The organism is Rhizobium sp. CSW-27 (assembly GCF_018760785.1).
In the GTDB taxonomy this organism is placed as follows: domain Bacteria; phylum Pseudomonadota; class Alphaproteobacteria; order Rhizobiales; family Rhizobiaceae; genus Neorhizobium.
The window spans coordinates 153,369-168,731 of record NZ_JAHHZO010000001.1; the positions used below are offsets into that span (position 1 = coordinate 153,369).

Genomic DNA, 15,363 nt, shown 5'->3' on the forward strand with positions numbered 1-15,363 from the left:
CGCCACTTCCGAGGACATGGGATAGGCTGCCGCCCGTTGCAAGGTCAAGGCTGTCGACGCAATGCACAATCGGCGGCTTGAACAGCTGGGAAAACAGGGCTTGCGGGCGTCTGGCGCTTGCATATCGCGCCGTCTCGTGCAATGGCGACCGTCTCCAGGCAATCCCGTTCCGTTGCCGGTCTTGGCCGGCCTTGCAACCCGGAGCGGGCGGCCTGTTCCTTTTTTATCAGGGCGCAGGTTCCTCTCGCGACGCATGCGACCGCGACACCTGCCGCACACGAGCGGAGACGGGCGATGAGCAACGCAGGCAAGAACGGTCTCACCTACAGCGATGCGGGCGTCGACATCGACGCGGGCAACCTGATGGTGGAGAAGATCAAGCCGGCCGTACGCTCCACCCGCCGCCCCGGCGCCGATGGCGAGATCGGCGGCTTCGGCGGCCTGTTCGATCTCAAGGCCGCCGGCTTCACCGATCCGGTTCTGGTGGCCGCCAATGACGGCGTCGGCACGAAACTCAAGATCGCCATCGACGCCAACCGGCACGACACCGTCGGCATCGACCTTGTCGCCATGTGCGTCAACGATCTCGTGGTGCAGGGCGCCGAGCCCTTGTTCTTCCTCGACTATTTCGCGACCGGCAAGCTTGATCCGGAACAGGGTGCGGCCATCGTGCTCGGCATTGCCGATGGCTGCCGCCAGGCCGGCTGTGCGCTGATCGGCGGCGAGACCGCCGAAATGCCTGGCATGTACCGCGACGGCGACTACGACCTTGCAGGCTTTGCGGTCGGCGCCGCCGAGCGCGGTCAGCTGCTGCCCTCCGGCGACCTGATGGAAGGCGACATCATTCTCGGCCTCGCCTCGTCGGGCGTGCATTCGAACGGCTTCTCGCTGGTGCGCAAGATCGTGTCGCTCTCCGGCCTTGCCTGGGATGCCCCTGCCCCCTTCGCCGATGGCAAGACGCTGGGCGAAGCGCTGCTGACGCCGACGCGCATCTATGTGAAGCCGCTTCTGAAGGCGATCCGCGAGACGGCCGGCATCAAGGCGCTCGCCCACATCACCGGCGGCGGTTTCCCGGACAATATTCCGCGCGTGCTGCCGGACAATCTGGCAGCCGAAATCGATCTCGACAGCATTCCCGTTCCGCCCGTTTTCTCCTGGCTTGCCGCGACCGGCGGCGTGGCGGCCAATGAAATGCTGCGCACCTTCAACTGCGGCGTCGGCATGATTGCCGTGGTCTCGGCGGAGAATGTCGCGGCCGTGACCGAGGTTCTGGCGGCCGAAGGCGAGGTCGTCGTGCCGCTCGGCCGCATTGTCGCGCGCCCCGAGGGCGGCGCCGGCACCGTCTACCAGGGCACGCTCGGTCTATGAACATGGAGAAGAAGCGCGTCGTCGTGCTGATCTCGGGCAGCGGCTCGAACATGGTGGCGCTGGCCGATGCCTGCGCCGCACCGGATTTCCCGGCCGAGATCGTCGGTGTCATCGCGGACAAGGCCTCGGCCGGCGGGCTTGCAAAAGCGCAAGCCCGCGGCATCGCCACCTTCGCCTTCGAGCGCAGGGATTTTTCCAGCAAGGCCGATCACGAGGCGGCGGTTCTGGCGGCACTTGCCGAACTGAAGCCCGATCTCGTCTGCCTCGCGGGCTACATGCGGCTTCTGTCGGCGGCTTTCATCCGCCCCTATGACGGGCGCATCCTCAACATTCATCCCTCGCTGCTGCCGCTGTTTCCCGGCCTGCACACCCACCAGCGCGCGCTGGAGGCCGGCGTGCGGGTGACCGGCTGCACGGTGCATTTCGTCACCGAAGGCATGGATGAAGGCCCCTGCATCGCCCAGTCCGTGGTGCCGGTGATGGCCGACGACACCGCCGATACGCTGGCCGCCCGCGTGCTGACGGTCGAGCATCGCACCTATCCGCTGGCACTTCGCCTCGTGGCGGAGGGCACGGTGCGGATGACGGCCGAAGGCAGGGTGGAGCGCACCGCCAGCACGGTGAGCGCCGAGGCCCGGCTGATCAGCGCCTGAGCTTCAGCCGGCCGGCGACGCGGCTGGCGTTCACGCGGCCATCGCGCCGAGGCTGCGATAGATCACGTAAAAGGCAACGAGGAAGATCACGCCGGCAAAGATGCGGTTCAGGGTGTTCTTCTGCGCCGAGAGCCGCGTGGCGGCAAGCGTGCCGACAATGCCGCCGATGACACCACCGAAGATGAATTCCGCCGCCAGCGCCCAGTCCACCAGTCCGGACAGCGAATAGTTGACGGCAGTGGCAAGCCCGAAGGTGGTGACCGCAAGCAGCGAGGTGCCCACCGCATTGATCATCGGCATTCCGGTGGCGAAGATGAGCGCCGGCACGATCAGAAAGCCGCCGCCGATGCCGAAGAAGCCGGAAGCCCCGCCGGCAATCAGCGCCATCAGGGCGGTCATCGCGCACATGCGGCCATCGACGGGACGGGGCGCAGCCTCAACCACCGGTCGTTTGCGCAGCATCAGCGCGCCGACGGCAATCATCACCAGCCCGAAGAAGAACAGCAGCTTGGAGCCGTCGAGCGCCTTGCCGAGGGTTGAGCCACCGAAGGCGCCGACGACGCCGAGAGCCGCAAACAGCAGACCGCAGCGCCAGCGGACATGGCCTTTCACCGCATGGCCGACGAAATTGGCAAAGGCATTGACGGCAACCGCCAGCGCGCCGGTGCCGATTGCCACATGCGGCTGCGTGACGCCCACGACATAAAGCAGCAGCGGCGTGGCGAGGATGGAGCCGCCGCCACCCAGCAGACCGAGCGTGAAGCCCACCAGCCCGCCCGAGCCGATCGCGGCAGTCAGGTTTGCGGTCATGACACGCGCCCCGCCAGAATGCGGTCATGGACCACCATTCCGGCCACCATGGCGACGACGAACAGCAGCCCGGCACCGAAACCGAGCGGCAAGGCGGAGATGGCGGGACCGGGGCAGAAGCCGCCAAGACCCCAGCCGATGCCGAAGAGGGCGGAACCGAGCACCAGAGGCCGGTCGATGCGGCGATTGGTGGGGATCTGGAACTGATCGGCCAGCACCGGATGCGCCATGCGGCGCACCAGCACCATGCCGGCGATCGCTACCAGCACGGCGCCGCCCAGCACGAAGATCAGGCTGGGATCCCAGGCGCCGAACAGGTCGAGAAAGCCCTGGACCCGGGCAGGATCAAGCATGCCGGACAGGGAGAGGCCGAAGCCGAACAGCGTGCCGCAGCCAAGGGCTGCCAGAACGGGACGAAAGGACGTGGTCATAGGCTTCCCCTCATCAGGGTGACGGTGACGATGCCGGTGATCAGGAAGGTGGCGACGGCCACCATCGAGCGCGGCGAGAAACGGGCAAGGCCAAGCACGCCGTGGCCGCTGGTGCAGCCGGAGCCCATGCGCGAACCGATGCCGACCAGCAGGCCGGCAAGGATGATCACGGGCAGCGAGGCGCTGATCGTCACCGCTGGCCACGCGCCGAAGGCCAGGTGATAGACGAGCGGCCCGAGCAGCAGGCCGATCACGAAGGCGCCGTTGAGCGCGGCATTCGCCCCTTCCGCCAACCGCCCCACAATGCCGCTGATGCCGGCAATGCGACCGGTGAGAATGAGGTAGAGAATGGCGGAGAGGCCAATCAGCAGGCCGCCGGCAAAGGAAGTGAGATACTGGCTCATCGCGGCATGTCCTCCGCGCAATAGATGTCGAACAGCGCGGCGATCAACTGCGCCGTCTTTGCTCCGGTCAGGCGGTAGAAGATCTGCTTGCCCTCACGACGGGTTTCGACGATTTCGGCCTCGCGCAGCACGGTCAGCTGCTGGGAAAGCGTCGGCTGATGCACGTCGAGCTTGTCTTCCAGCTCGCCGACGGAAAACTCGCCCTGCACCAGCGTGCAGACGAGCATCAGGCGCACCGGATGGGCGAGCACCTTCAGGTGCCCGGCCACTTCCGAAGCGCGCGCTTCCATGGCCGTCGGGCTCATGGCCAGCGCGCTCTTCCTGTCGAGAAATTCGGTTACCATGCGGCCCCCTCCAGCGCGTTCAGCGGGATCTTCAGATAGCGGCGGCCATTGTCCTCCGGTTCCGGCAGACGTCCGCCGCGCACATTGACCTGCAGCGCATGCAGGATCAGCTTCGGCATGGGCAGCGTGCGATCGCGTGCCTGACGCAGATCCACGAAGGCGGCCTCGGCAATTCCGGCAAGATGCGGGTTCGTGCGCTTCTGCTCGGCCACCGTGCTTTCCCACCGCGGATGACGCCCGCCGGGCTGATAGTCGTGACCGGTGAACAGCCGCGTCTCCTCCGGCAGGGCGAGGATCGCCTGGATCGACTGCCAGAGCGCCTCAGCGCTGCCGCCCGGAAAATCGGCACGAGCGGTGCCGCTGTCCGGCATGAAGATGGTGTCATGCACGAAGGCCGCATCGCCGATGACATAGGTGATGGAGGCAAGCGTATGGCCCGGCGAGAACATCACCCGCGCATCGATGGAGCCGACCTTGAAGGTATCCCCCTCGGCGAACAGCCGGTCCCATTGCGAGCCGTCGGTCTGCAGTGCCGGCCAGTTGTAGATGCCCTTCCACAGCTTCTGCACATCAACGACATGGTCGCCGATGGCGGTCGGTGCGCCGGTCTTTTCCTTGAGATACTGCGCAGCGGAGAAATGATCCGCATGGGGATGGGTGTCCAGGATCCACTCGACCGTCAGCCCCTTCTCCGCCACATAGGCGAGAATGCGGTCGGCATTTGCGGTGGAGGTCTGGCCGGACTTCTCGTCATAATCCAGAACCGGATCGATGATGGCGCAATGACGCGTCGCCGGATCGGCGACGACATACTGCACGCTCCAGGTGCGCGGGTCGAAGAAGCCCTTGACCTGCGGCCGGCTGTTGTGGCGGCGTTCCAGCCAGGCCACAGCCCCGCTCATGTCCAGCCCGTGCGCGGCACCGAGCGCGGCGACCTCATCCATCGTCATTCGGCCCTCGAGCACTTCGCCGATGGCATGCAGCGCGAGAACGCGGGCGCCGCTGCGGCAATAGGCAAAGACGGGGCCCTTGGCTTCGGCAAGCGCCGCGCGGAAGGCCTCGACATCCGCCTCCGTCAGCGTCTCCATGGTCACGGGGATGAAGCTGTAGGCGAGGCCTGCCTCGCGGGCCGCATCGCGGGAGGCGCGATCGCCGGGCGCGCCGTCCTCGCCGTTCGGACGCAGGTTGACGGCAACGGCAAAACCCTGCTGGCGGGCCTCGGCCAGATCGGCAGCCGTCGGCTGGCCGGCAATGCTGAGACGGTCGTTGATACGAATGCTTTGCATGATGGGCTCCTTCGCCTTTCAATATACACTTAGATATAATGTATATTGAAGGGCCGCAAGGGGCCTGACATGGTTCTGCGGAGTTTTTTCGATGCACGCGGAATCGCGACCGGCTTACCGCAGCGAAGCGCGGTTCAACTGAGCCCACTGCAGCAGCATGATGGTCTTGCCGTCGCAGATTTCGCCGGTCTCGATCATGCCAAGCGCGCTTGCAAGCGGCACTTCCAGCACCTCGATATCCTCGTTCTCCTCGTCCAGCCCGCCGCCTTCGGAAACCCGGTCGCTGGTATCGATGATCGCTGCAAAGAAATGCACGACTTCCGTAACGGCGCCGGGCGACATGAAGCACTTGAACAGGAAGCGGACATCGCGCACCTGATAGCCGGTTTCCTCGATTGCCTCGCGGCGGATCGCTTCCTCCGGATGTTCGCCATCCAGCAGGCCGGCCGGCGTCTCGATCAGCCAGCCGGAATAACCGTTGAGATGGGCGGGAATGCGGAACTGCCGCACCAGCACCACCACGTCGCGGGCGGGATCGTAGAGCAGGATGGTGGCACCATTTCCGCGATCATAGACCTCGCGCTCCAGCCGATGGGTCACGCCATTGGCACCGCTATAGTCGAAGCTGACCTTGTAGAGATGGCACCAGTTGTCCGAGAGAAGCTTCTTCTCGACGATGTGGATCGTCGCGTCCTTGCCGCCGCTCATGCCTCGTCCTTCTTCAGCCAGACCCGGTTGTCATGCACGGCGGCCCCGCCATAGGGCGCCACGGGATCGGCACCGGTCAGAACATTGATGCCCTCGCCATCGAGATGCGCCTTGTTCGGCCAGAGCCCCTCGGCGATCAGGACACCACGCCGCGCACCGGGCGTCACCTTGGCGTGAATGCGCAGGTCGCCGCGTCGATTGCCGATACGCACCACCGCACCATCCTCGATCGCGAGCGCTGCGGCGTCCTCCGGGTGGATCATCACCTCGGGCCGGCCTTCCTTGTCGCGCGAGGTCTTTGTCTCGGCAAAGGTCGAGTTCAGGAAATTGCGCGCCGGCGAGGTCGCCAGCCGGAACGGGTGTTCCTCGTCCGCCAGTTCGATGACATCCACCTGATCCGGGAAGGTCGGCAGTTCCGCGTGCGGTCCCAGCGCGCCGATGCTTGCCGGCGTCTTGTTGGGCGACGGGCCGTTTTCCCAGTCCGGCCGAAAGCGGAATTTCCCATCCGCATAACCGAAACCGTTCAGGTAATGCGCGTCCTCGAAGGCGGGCTGACAGTCGATCCACTTGTCGACGGAGAGCTGATCATAGCCCGGCAGGCCGTTCGGCGTGAGCATGCGGTCGATATGCTCGCGCTCGGAGAGGCCGAAACCCGGATAATGATCGACGCCGAGGCGTTTTGCCAGTTCTTCGATCACGAAGAGATTGGTGCGCACCGTCTCGGGTGGCTCGACCAGTTTCGGACCGAGCAGGATGTGGTTCTGCCCGCCGGCGCGGTAAAGATCATCATGTTCGACGAACATGGTGGCCGGCAGCACGATATCGGCCATTTCGGCCGTATCCGTCATGAACTGCTCATGCACGGCGACAAACAGGTCGTCGCGGGCAAAGCCCTGGCGCACCAGCCGCTGTTCGGGCGCGATGTTCATCGGATTGGTGTTCTGGATCAAAAGCGCCGTCACCGGCCCGCGCTGGCGCAGCGCCACCGCATCCCCCGTCAGGACCCGACCGATCTGAGACTGGTCGAGCATGCGCACGTCCGGATCCATGTAGGCCGTGCCCATCAGCTCGCGCTTGTCGAGCTTGAAGATCTCGCCATTATTGTGGAAGGCGCCGCCGCCTTCATATTGCCAGGAGCCGAGCACCGTGGCGATGGAGAGTGCCGCATGCATGGCGACCGTGCCGTTGCGCTGGCGGGTAAAACCATAGCCCAGACGAAAGAAGGTTTTTTTCGTCGTGCCGACGAGCCGCGCGAAGGTCTCGATCTCCTCGACGGAGAGGCCGGTGATGGCGGAGGCCCATTCCGGCGTCTTCGTTTTGAGATGCGCTTCGAGGCCTGCCGGATCATCGGCGAACGTTGCCATATAGGCGCGGTCGGCATAGCCGTCGCGGAAGGCGATGTGCATGATCGCGCAGGCGAGTGCCGCATCCGTGCCGGGCTTCAGGATGACCTTGATATCGGCCTGCTTCATCGTCGGACTGTCATAGATATCGACGACGACGATCTTCGCGCCCCTTTCCTTGCGCGCCTTCACCGCATGCGTCATCACGTTCACCTGGGTGGCGACCGGATTGGTGCCCCAGATGACGACGCAATCGGATTTCGCCATCTCGCGCGGATCGGGACCACGCAGCGCACCCGTGCCCATCACATAACCGGTCCAGGCCATATTGGTGCAGATGGAGCCGAAAAAGCCGGAATAGCGCTTGGCGTGGCGCAGCCGCTCGATCGAATCGCGTTGCACCTGCCCCATGGTGCCAGCGTAGAAATAGGGCCAGATGGCCTCGGCACCAGATGCGGCTTCGGCTTTCACGAAAGCCTCTGCAATCTCGTCGAGGGCCGCCTCCCAGGAGATCTCCTGCCAGGCGCCCTCGCCCTTTACCCCCTTGCGGCGCTTCGGCGTCAACAGCCGGTCGGGATGGTAGAGACGTTCGGCATAGCGCGCCACCTTGGCGCAGATGACGCCCGCCGTATAGGTGTTGGCATTGGCGCCGCGCACCCGGCCGATGCGCCCCTCGGCGGTCAGATCGACCTCCAGGGCACAGGCGGAGGGACAGTCATGCGGACAGACCGTATGGCCGGTAGTCACGCCGGCGGCACTTTTCGCAGAGATCGGGGTCGCAAGATTCATGCCTTTCCTATAGGACAAGCAGGCCGTCGCAGAAAGCCGCTTTTGCGATGCATCAAATCTATTCAAGAGAGCCAGAAGGCCCCGTCATGAACTATCGGCACATCTACCATGCCGGCAATTTCGCCGATGTCCTGAAACACGCCGTCCTCTGCCTGCTGATCCGCTACATGCAGAAGAAGGACAAGGCGTTTCGGGTGCTGGACACGCATGCCGGCATCGGCCTTTACGATCTCTCCTCCGAAGAGGCGCAGAAGACTGGTGAATGGCGCGACGGCATTGGCCGGCTGATGGAGGCCGAACTGGAGCCGCAGGCGGCCGAGATCCTGAAACCCTATCTGGATGCCGTGCGCGACCTGAACCCGACGGGTGCCATCACCCGTTATCCCGGCTCGCCGAAACTTTCGCGCATGCTGTTTCGCCCGCAGGACAGGCTGGCAGCCATGGAACTGCATCCGGAGGATTATCCGAGACTTGCCCGCCTGTTCGAGGGCGATTTCCAGGTGCGCGTCACCGAACTCGACGGCTGGCTGTCGCTCGGCGCACATCTGCCGCCGAAGGAGAAGCGCGGCATCGTGCTGGTCGATCCGCCCTTCGAGGTGGAAGGCGAATACGAACGGCTGGTGAAGGGTCTCTCGACCGCCTGGCGCCGTTTTCCGGGCGGCACCTATTGCCTGTGGTATCCGCTGAAGAAGGGGGCGCCGATCAAGGAATTCCACGAGGCGCTGCAGGCGCTCGACATTCCGAAGACGCTGTGCACGGAGCTTTCGGTCAAAGGCGACCGCGAGGCCACGGGCCTTTCCGGCTCCGGCCTCATCGTCGTCAACCCGCCCTTCACGCTGAAGGACGAACTGCATCGCCTGCTGCCGGTGCTGAAGGACGTGCTGGCGCAGGACCGGTTTGCCTCAACCCGCACCTTCTGGCTGCGCGGCGAAGAGAAGCGCGAGGAGATCTGACGGACTTGACCACGTGGGGCGGCCTGGGACATGGTTTCGCGCGTGGTGAGGAGGCTTGGATGACCCACCGTTTCGTTCGCACCCTTCTGGCAGCCTGCCTTGCGCTCTGCGGCCTTCCGGCCGCAGCCGACGATGGCAGCGCCCGTTTCGATTTCTACGTGCTCTCGCTTTCCTGGTCGCCCACCTTCTGTGCCTCGCCCCAGGGCAAGGACAGCAAGGAGCAGTGCGGCACGGACAAGACATTCGGCTTCATCGTGCACGGACTGTGGCCACAGAACGAGAGGGGCTATCCCGAATTCTGCGCCAGCATGGAGCCCCGTCGGGTGCCCGAGTCGCTGGGCCGCGACTATCTCGACATCATGCCGTCGATGGGACTGATCGGCCATGAATGGCGCAAGCATGGCAGCTGCTCCGGCCTCGGCCAGAAGGCCTATCTGGACAAGACCCGCGCGGCCTTCAGCAGGATCCGCCTGCCGGCCGACATCGCAACCGTGACGACGGCGCAGACCTTCACCGCCGAGCAGATCGAGCAGAGCTTCATTCGCGACAATCCCGGCCTGCGTCCGGATGCGATCGCTGTCAGCTGCGAGCGCAGCCGGCTGGAAGAGGTGCGCATCTGCCTCTCCAAGGAGCTTTCCTTCCGCCCCTGCGCCGAGGTGGACCGCAAGGGCTGCACCCTCAACCGCATCACCGTGCCGCCGGCACGCTGACCATCCGACAGGATCATGACGATGAAACTTCTCTATTCTCCCGCCTCCCCCTATTCCGCCAAATGCCGCATGGCTGCCCGCCATCTCGGCATCGCCGTCGAAGAGGTCAGGACCGACACCAATGCGGAACCGGCGGAACTGCTGGACAACAATCCGCTGGGCAAGATCCCGGTCCTGATCCGCGATGGCGCCGCCCCGATCTATGACAGCGTTGCCATCATGCATTTCCTCGATCGGGAATCGGAGGGTGCCCTTTATCCGAAGAAACCGGAAAAGCGCACCGATGCGGAAGTGCTCGAAGCCCTGTGCGACGGCATCACCGACTGCCTCATCGCCATCATCTACGAGCGTCGCTTCCGGCCGGAAGAAAAGATCCACCAGGGCTGGATCGACAAGCAGTGGAACAAGGTGGTGCGCGGGCTCGACCATCTGGAAAACAACCTGCCGAAGACCGAGAAGAAGCTGCATGGCGGTCATTTCGCACTGGCCGCGCTGATCGGCTATCTGGACCTGCGCTTTGCCGGCCAGTGGGCGGAAGGCCGCCCCAACCTCGCTGCCTGGCCGGAGAAGTTCTCCGCGCTTTTTCCCGATCACGCCGGCATGAAGCCGGCAGCCTGAGGCGTAGCAGCCACCGGCGCCCCTGATCCTTCACGGTACATATCCCGCAACCTGAAGGCGGCCCCTTGCGGCCGCCTTTTGCTGCCTGCGACCTGCCGCCATCCACGCGCCGGCGGTTGGCAGGAAGCGGATCCTCTTTCGCACTTGCACAATGGAAAACCCCTTAAAACGCCAGGAATTGCAATATTGCACCCGCGAACAACGCTGACCTTAAGCTCACGCAAGAATGAATTGAATATTGTTTTCCAAAGACCTGAAACATTCTGGACTCAACAGAGTCAAACCCGTCGGCATCCGCGCCGAATGACTAGCTGTTTCATTCTGCGATAATCAATATGTGGATATTAAGATTCTATTAGCGAACAGAAACATTTCATATTATATTGAAAGACGAAGGAATTATTGAATGGGATTGTGTTGTGCGTCTGCTCTATTCGCCTGTTTCGCCTTATTCGGCAAAGTGCCGGATGGCAGCCCGTCACCTGGGAATCAACCTGGAGGAAGTGAGTGCAAGCGACGGGCCGGACGCGCCGGACCTGATCGGCAGCAATCCGCTCGGCAGGATCCCCATGCTCATCCGCAACGGCGAAATGCCGCTCTGCGACAGCGTTGCGATCATGCATTTCTTCGACCGTCTGACCGAGGGAAGGCTCTATCCGCGCAGCCCCGACCAGCGCGCCGAGGCGGAGATGCTGGAGGCCTTGTGCGACGGCATCACCGACAGCCTTCTGTCAATCACCTATGAGCGACGCCTGCGTCCGGAAGAGAAGATCTACCAGCCCTGGATCGACCGCCACTGGCTGAAGGTGGCACGCGGACTGGATTATCTGGAAAAGCACACGCCGAAAACGGACAAGGCGCTGAACGGCGGGCATTTTGCTCTGGCCGCGCTGATCGGCTACCTGCATCTGCGCTATGCCGGGCGATGGTCGGTCGGTCGGCCGCAGTTGGCCGCCTGGCCGCGCCAGTTCTCCGCCCTGTTTCGCGAGCAGATGAAAACCGCCGCCTGATCCGCCGCGAGAGCATGGCGGCGATCCGATGGCCATGCACAGTTTCCACGCAAAAGGGCCGGAGGTTTCCCTCCGGCCCTTTGCCGAACCAGAATAGATGGATCAGAACTTGACGCCGATACCAACCTTGACGGACTGATCGTCGAAGCCGCGCGAAACGGTCGTGCCACCCAGGTTGAAATCCTTGTCCTGATAGTCGGTGTAGCGGTATTCGAGGCGAGCCGTGATGTTGGAGGTCACGAAGGCTTCGACACCGGCGCCGACCGTGTAGCCGACGGAGGTCTTGCTGTCGGAACCGGCAGCGCTCGAGACTTCATGGTCGCCGATTGCCAGACCCGCCGTACCGTAGATCAGGAAGGGGTTCATGTCGTAACCCACGCGACCACGGATCGAGCCGTTCAGCTTTTCTTCGCCGGTGATGCCGCCAGAGGTGCCCTTCTGGTCATTGTAGCCGAGATCGGCTTCACCACCGTAGACGATCTGGCCGCTCTGCCAGTTGTAGCCGCCATAGATGCCGCCGCCCCAACCGTCAGCGCTCGGCTCGCTGGAACCGCCCTTCAGCTTGCCCCAGTCGTAGGAACCGGTACCACCGAGGTAGAAGCCGGACCAGGTCGCGGCCGGTGCCGGCGCATCGTAAGCAGCCGGAGCCTGCGGAACCTGCGTGACGGCGTCAGCAGCCTGTGCCGAAACGGCAACAAGGCTTGCAGCAGAAACCATCAGGGTCGCAATGAGAGTACGCATACTTTTCTCCTTTTCAATGCGGGCCGGGAGGCGCCGTTCTTTCGGATGACAACGCCATCGCTCCCTGCTCGTTGAGCTGGAATTTGGTGGGCAATTGAGGAAATGAAAGTACCGAATTGTGAATTGATTGTGGCACACCCATGGCTGAATCTGGATGTTGCTTGCTCGCAACACGGAATTTATTAACCTTACCAAAATGTAAACAGAGATTAAACTTCGATTGTAGCTTTCACGCTGGCGTGAATACGATGTAAAAAAACTGAAGTAAAAAGAATACATCAGATGCGATCCAGGGCCTTGATGCGGGCGTAAAGCACTTGCATTTCACTGCAAGCCCGCAGCCAGCCAACAGGACAAGATCACCCGTGACTTCTTCCCCCACCGTACTTGTCACCGGCGCAGCTCGTCGCCTCGGAAAGGCGATCAGCGAGGATCTGGCGCGTCATGGCTATGGCGTTGCCATTCACGCAGACCGCGCCATCGCGGAGGCCGAATCCCTTGCCGCGAGTCTGAGAGCCGAGGGGCACCGGGTCGTGGCCGTTCAGGCCAACCTTCTGGATGCATCCGCGGCAGATGAACTGATCGATCAGGTGGCCGTGACGCTCGGCCCGCTGACCGGCCTCGTCAACAATGCCTCGATCTTCGAGAAGGATACGGCGGAAGCCTTCGACGCAGAAACCTTCGACCGGCATTTCGGCATCCATGTCCGCGCCCCCTCCATCCTCTCCGCCGCGCTGCTGCGGCAACTGCCTGCAGATCGCCAGGGTCTGATCGTCAACATCATCGACCAGCGCGTCTGGAAGCTGACGCCACACTTCTATTCCTACACGCTGTCGAAGGCAGCACTTTGGACCGCTACACAGACGCTGGCGCAGGCCTATGCACCGCGTATCCGGGTCAATGCGATCGGTCCCGGCCCATCCTTCAAGAGCGAACGGCAGGCGCAGGCGGATTTCGACCGGCAGGTGGCGGCTGTTCCCCTGAAACGCGGCCCCGCCCCTTGCGAATTCGGAAGCACGATCCGATTTCTTTTTGACACTCCATCCATCACGGGCCAAATGATTGCCCTGGATGGAGGCCAGCACCTGGCCTGGGAAACGCCGGATGTGGCGGAGATTATTGAATGAATGGAACGAAACTGCCTGACGGCGGCGTTCTTTATGACGAATCGGACGACGATGACGACGACATCCTCCCGCCGGAGAGCGATGGCGCGCGCGGCGTTGCCGGCATCGAATGGAATCATGGCCTTCGCAACGAAAACGGTCTGAAGGGCGCCGATCTGATCGCCGAGTTCGTCAAGCACCTGCCGAACGCGCCGGGCGTCTACCGCATGTTCAACGAAGCGGGCGACGTGCTCTATGTCGGCAAGGCCCGCAGTCTCAAGAAGCGCGTCTCGAACTATGCGCAGGGCCGTGTCCACTCCAACCGCCTGTCGAAGATGGTGCGGGAGACGGCGCAGATGGAATTCGTCACGACGCGGACGGAAACCGAGGCGCTGCTGCTCGAAGCCAATCTCATCAAGCGGCTGCGCCCACGCTTCAACGTTCTGCTGCGCGACGACAAGAGCTTTCCTTATATCATGGTGACGGGCGATCACCGCGCGCCGGCCATTTACAAACATCGCGGCGCCCGCGCCCGCAAGGGCGACTATTTCGGCCCCTTCGCCTCTGCCGGCGCCGTTGGCCGCACGATCAACTCGCTGCAGCGCGCGTTTCTCTTGCGCACCTGCACCGACAGCGTGTTCGAGGCGCGCACGCGGCCCTGCCTGCTCTACCAGATCAAACGCTGTTCCGGGCCCTGCACGCACGAGATTTCCGATGCGGATTATGCAGGGCTGGTCAAGGAGGCGAAGGATTTCCTGTCCGGTCGCAGCCAGAACGTGAAGGAAGCGATTGCCCGGCAGATGGCGGAGGCCTCCGAGGATCTCGATTTCGAGCGCGCCGCCGTCTACCGCGACCGCCTGTCCGCTCTTTCCCATGTGCAGAGCCACCAGGGCATCAACCCGGCCGGCGTCGAGGAGGCGGATGTGTTCGCCATCCACCATGAGGGCGGGTTGACCTGTATCCAGGTCTTCTTTTTCCGTGCCGGGCAGAACTGGGGCAATCAGGCCTATTTCCCGAAGGCCGATCCGCAGTTGACGGGTTCGGAAGTGCTGAATGCCTTCCTGGCGCAGTTTTATGACGACAAGCCGGTGCCGCGGCAGATCCTCTTGTCGGAAACCGTAGAGGAACAGGAACTGCTCACCCAAGCGCTCTCCGAAAAGGCCGGGCACAAGGTGGCGATCCAGGTGCCGCAGCGGGGCGAAAAGCGCGATCTGGTCGATCACGTGCTCGCCAATGCCCGCGAGGCGCATGGCCGCAAGCTGGCGGAAACCGCCTCGCAGGAGCGCCTGCTGAAGGGTTTTGCCGAGACTTTTGGCCTCGCTTATGTGCCGCGCCGCATCGAGATCTACGACAACTCGCACATCATGGGCACCAATGCCGTGGGCGGCATGGTGGTGGCGGGGCCGGAAGGCTTCGTGAAGGGCCAGTACCGCAAGTTCAACATCAAATCGACCGACATCACCCCCGGCGACGACTTCGGCATGATGCGGGAGGTGATGACCCGTCGTTTCTCGCGCCTGCTGAAGGAAGAAGGCCTGCCGGACCGCTCGGCTCAGGCCAATCCCGAAGCCAGTCCGGAGGATGCCGCCGATCAGGCCTTCCCCGCCTGGCCGGATGTGATCCTGATCGATGGCGGCCAGGGGCAGATGACGGCGGTCAAGGCAATCCTGGACGAACTCGGCATCCGCGACGTGGTGACCGCCATCGGCGTTGCCAAGGGCGTCGACCGCGATGCTGGCCGCGAGCGGTTCTTTGCCGATGGCCGCAGCGATTTCTCGCTGCCGCCGCGCGACCCGGTCCTCTATTTCATCCAGCGTATGCGCGACGAGGCGCACCGCTTCGCCATCGGCTCGCACCGGGCACGCCGCAAGAAGGAGATGGTGAAGAACCCGCTCGACGAGATTTCCGGAATCGGTCCCAGCCGCAAGCGGGCGCTCCTGCAGCATTTCGGCACGGCCAAGGCGGTGTCGCGCGCCGGCATCAATGACCTGATGGCGGTGGAGGGCATTTCGGAAGCCGTCGCCAAACAGATCTACAATCATTTTCACGAAAGCCGGGCGAATTGATCGCCCGGGCTTTACGAATTCCG

General features: G+C 63.4%; 16 protein-coding genes. 8 read left to right on the top strand and 8 right to left on the bottom strand.

What is annotated here, in order from left to right; translation table 11 throughout:
* Window positions 1-294: 294 nt before the first annotated feature.
* Both purM and purN read left to right on the top strand, forming a co-directional pair.
* Window positions 295-1,368: a phosphoribosylformylglycinamidine cyclo-ligase gene (gene purM / locus KLP42_RS00785; protein WP_215563878.1), complete on the top strand. Its 1,074-nt coding sequence runs from the start codon at window positions 295-297 to the stop codon at window positions 1,366-1,368.
* The gene (purN, locus tag KLP42_RS00790; RefSeq protein ID WP_215563880.1) at window positions 1,365-2,021 is read left to right on the top strand and encodes a phosphoribosylglycinamide formyltransferase; all 657 of its coding nucleotides are present in this window, start codon (window positions 1,365-1,367) and stop codon (window positions 2,019-2,021) included. Before purM ends, purN begins: the two co-directional genes overlap by 4 nt.
* Window positions 2,022-2,051: 30 nt before the next feature.
* Here purN and KLP42_RS00795 read toward each other — a convergent pair whose 3' ends face one another.
* The 7 genes from KLP42_RS00795 to KLP42_RS00825 all read right to left on the bottom strand — a co-directional run bounded on the left by KLP42_RS00795 (window position 2,052) and on the right by KLP42_RS00825 (window position 8,136).
* Window positions 2,052-2,831 (bottom strand): sulfite exporter TauE/SafE family protein, encoded by a 780-nt coding sequence (locus KLP42_RS00795; protein WP_215563881.1) that lies wholly within the window; start codon window positions 2,829-2,831, stop codon window positions 2,052-2,054.
* Window positions 2,828-3,262 (bottom strand): YeeE/YedE family protein, encoded by a 435-nt coding sequence (locus KLP42_RS00800; protein ID WP_215563883.1) that lies wholly within the window; start codon window positions 3,260-3,262, stop codon window positions 2,828-2,830. Before KLP42_RS00800 ends, KLP42_RS00795 begins: the two co-directional genes overlap by 4 nt.
* Complete coding sequence (locus tag KLP42_RS00805; protein ID WP_215563885.1) at window positions 3,259-3,666, bottom strand: YeeE/YedE family protein; 408 nt, start codon at window positions 3,664-3,666, stop codon at window positions 3,259-3,261. Before KLP42_RS00805 ends, KLP42_RS00800 begins: the two co-directional genes overlap by 4 nt.
* Window positions 3,663-4,010 (bottom strand): sulfite-sensing transcriptional repressor BigR, encoded by a 348-nt coding sequence (gene bigR, locus KLP42_RS00810; RefSeq protein WP_215563887.1) that lies wholly within the window; start codon window positions 4,008-4,010, stop codon window positions 3,663-3,665. Before bigR ends, KLP42_RS00805 begins: the two co-directional genes overlap by 4 nt.
* Entirely contained in the window at window positions 4,004-5,296 is a 1,293-nt protein-coding gene (blh, locus tag KLP42_RS00815) for a bifunctional sulfur transferase/dioxygenase Blh (protein ID WP_215563902.1), read from the bottom strand. Before blh ends, bigR begins: the two co-directional genes overlap by 7 nt.
* Window positions 5,297-5,410: 114 nt before the next feature.
* The gene (locus tag KLP42_RS00820; protein ID WP_215563904.1) at window positions 5,411-6,004 is read right to left on the bottom strand and encodes an NUDIX domain-containing protein; all 594 of its coding nucleotides are present in this window, start codon (window positions 6,002-6,004) and stop codon (window positions 5,411-5,413) included.
* Window positions 6,001-8,136, bottom strand: a complete 2,136-nt coding sequence (locus KLP42_RS00825; protein ID WP_215563906.1) for a molybdopterin-containing oxidoreductase family protein — start codon at window positions 8,134-8,136, stop codon at window positions 6,001-6,003. The genes KLP42_RS00820 and KLP42_RS00825 overlap by 4 nt, the downstream gene beginning before the upstream one ends.
* 86 nt (window positions 8,137-8,222) lie before the next feature.
* Here KLP42_RS00825 and KLP42_RS00830 point away from each other — a divergent pair, with 86 nt between their 5' ends.
* From KLP42_RS00830 to KLP42_RS00845, 4 genes are all read left to right on the top strand, one after another.
* Entirely contained in the window at window positions 8,223-9,089 is an 867-nt protein-coding gene (locus tag KLP42_RS00830; protein WP_215563908.1) for a 23S rRNA (adenine(2030)-N(6))-methyltransferase RlmJ, read from the top strand.
* A gap of 59 nt (window positions 9,090-9,148) precedes the next feature.
* Window positions 9,149-9,799 (top strand): ribonuclease T2 family protein, encoded by a 651-nt coding sequence (locus KLP42_RS00835; RefSeq protein WP_215563910.1) that lies wholly within the window; start codon window positions 9,149-9,151, stop codon window positions 9,797-9,799.
* A 21-nt stretch (window positions 9,800-9,820) separates the two neighbouring features.
* Window positions 9,821-10,417, top strand: a complete 597-nt coding sequence (locus tag KLP42_RS00840) for a glutathione S-transferase (protein WP_215563912.1) — start codon at window positions 9,821-9,823, stop codon at window positions 10,415-10,417.
* A gap of 419 nt (window positions 10,418-10,836) precedes the next feature.
* On the top strand, window positions 10,837-11,427 hold the full coding sequence (locus KLP42_RS00845) for a glutathione S-transferase family protein (RefSeq protein WP_215563913.1): 591 nt from the start codon (window positions 10,837-10,839) through the stop codon (window positions 11,425-11,427).
* Between the two features lie 102 nt (window positions 11,428-11,529).
* Here KLP42_RS00845 and KLP42_RS00850 read toward each other — a convergent pair whose 3' ends face one another.
* Window positions 11,530-12,168: an outer membrane protein gene (locus KLP42_RS00850; protein ID WP_215563915.1), complete on the bottom strand. Its 639-nt coding sequence runs from the start codon at window positions 12,166-12,168 to the stop codon at window positions 11,530-11,532.
* Between the two features lie 365 nt (window positions 12,169-12,533).
* Between KLP42_RS00850 and KLP42_RS00855 the strand changes: the two genes are divergently transcribed.
* On the top strand, window positions 12,534-13,295 hold the full coding sequence (locus KLP42_RS00855) for an SDR family oxidoreductase (RefSeq protein WP_215563917.1): 762 nt from the start codon (window positions 12,534-12,536) through the stop codon (window positions 13,293-13,295).
* Window positions 13,292-15,340, top strand: coding sequence for an excinuclease ABC subunit UvrC (gene uvrC / locus KLP42_RS00860; protein WP_215563919.1), 2,049 nt, complete (start codon window positions 13,292-13,294; stop codon window positions 15,338-15,340). The genes KLP42_RS00855 and uvrC overlap by 4 nt, the downstream gene beginning before the upstream one ends.
* Window positions 15,341-15,363 lie beyond the last annotated feature (23 nt).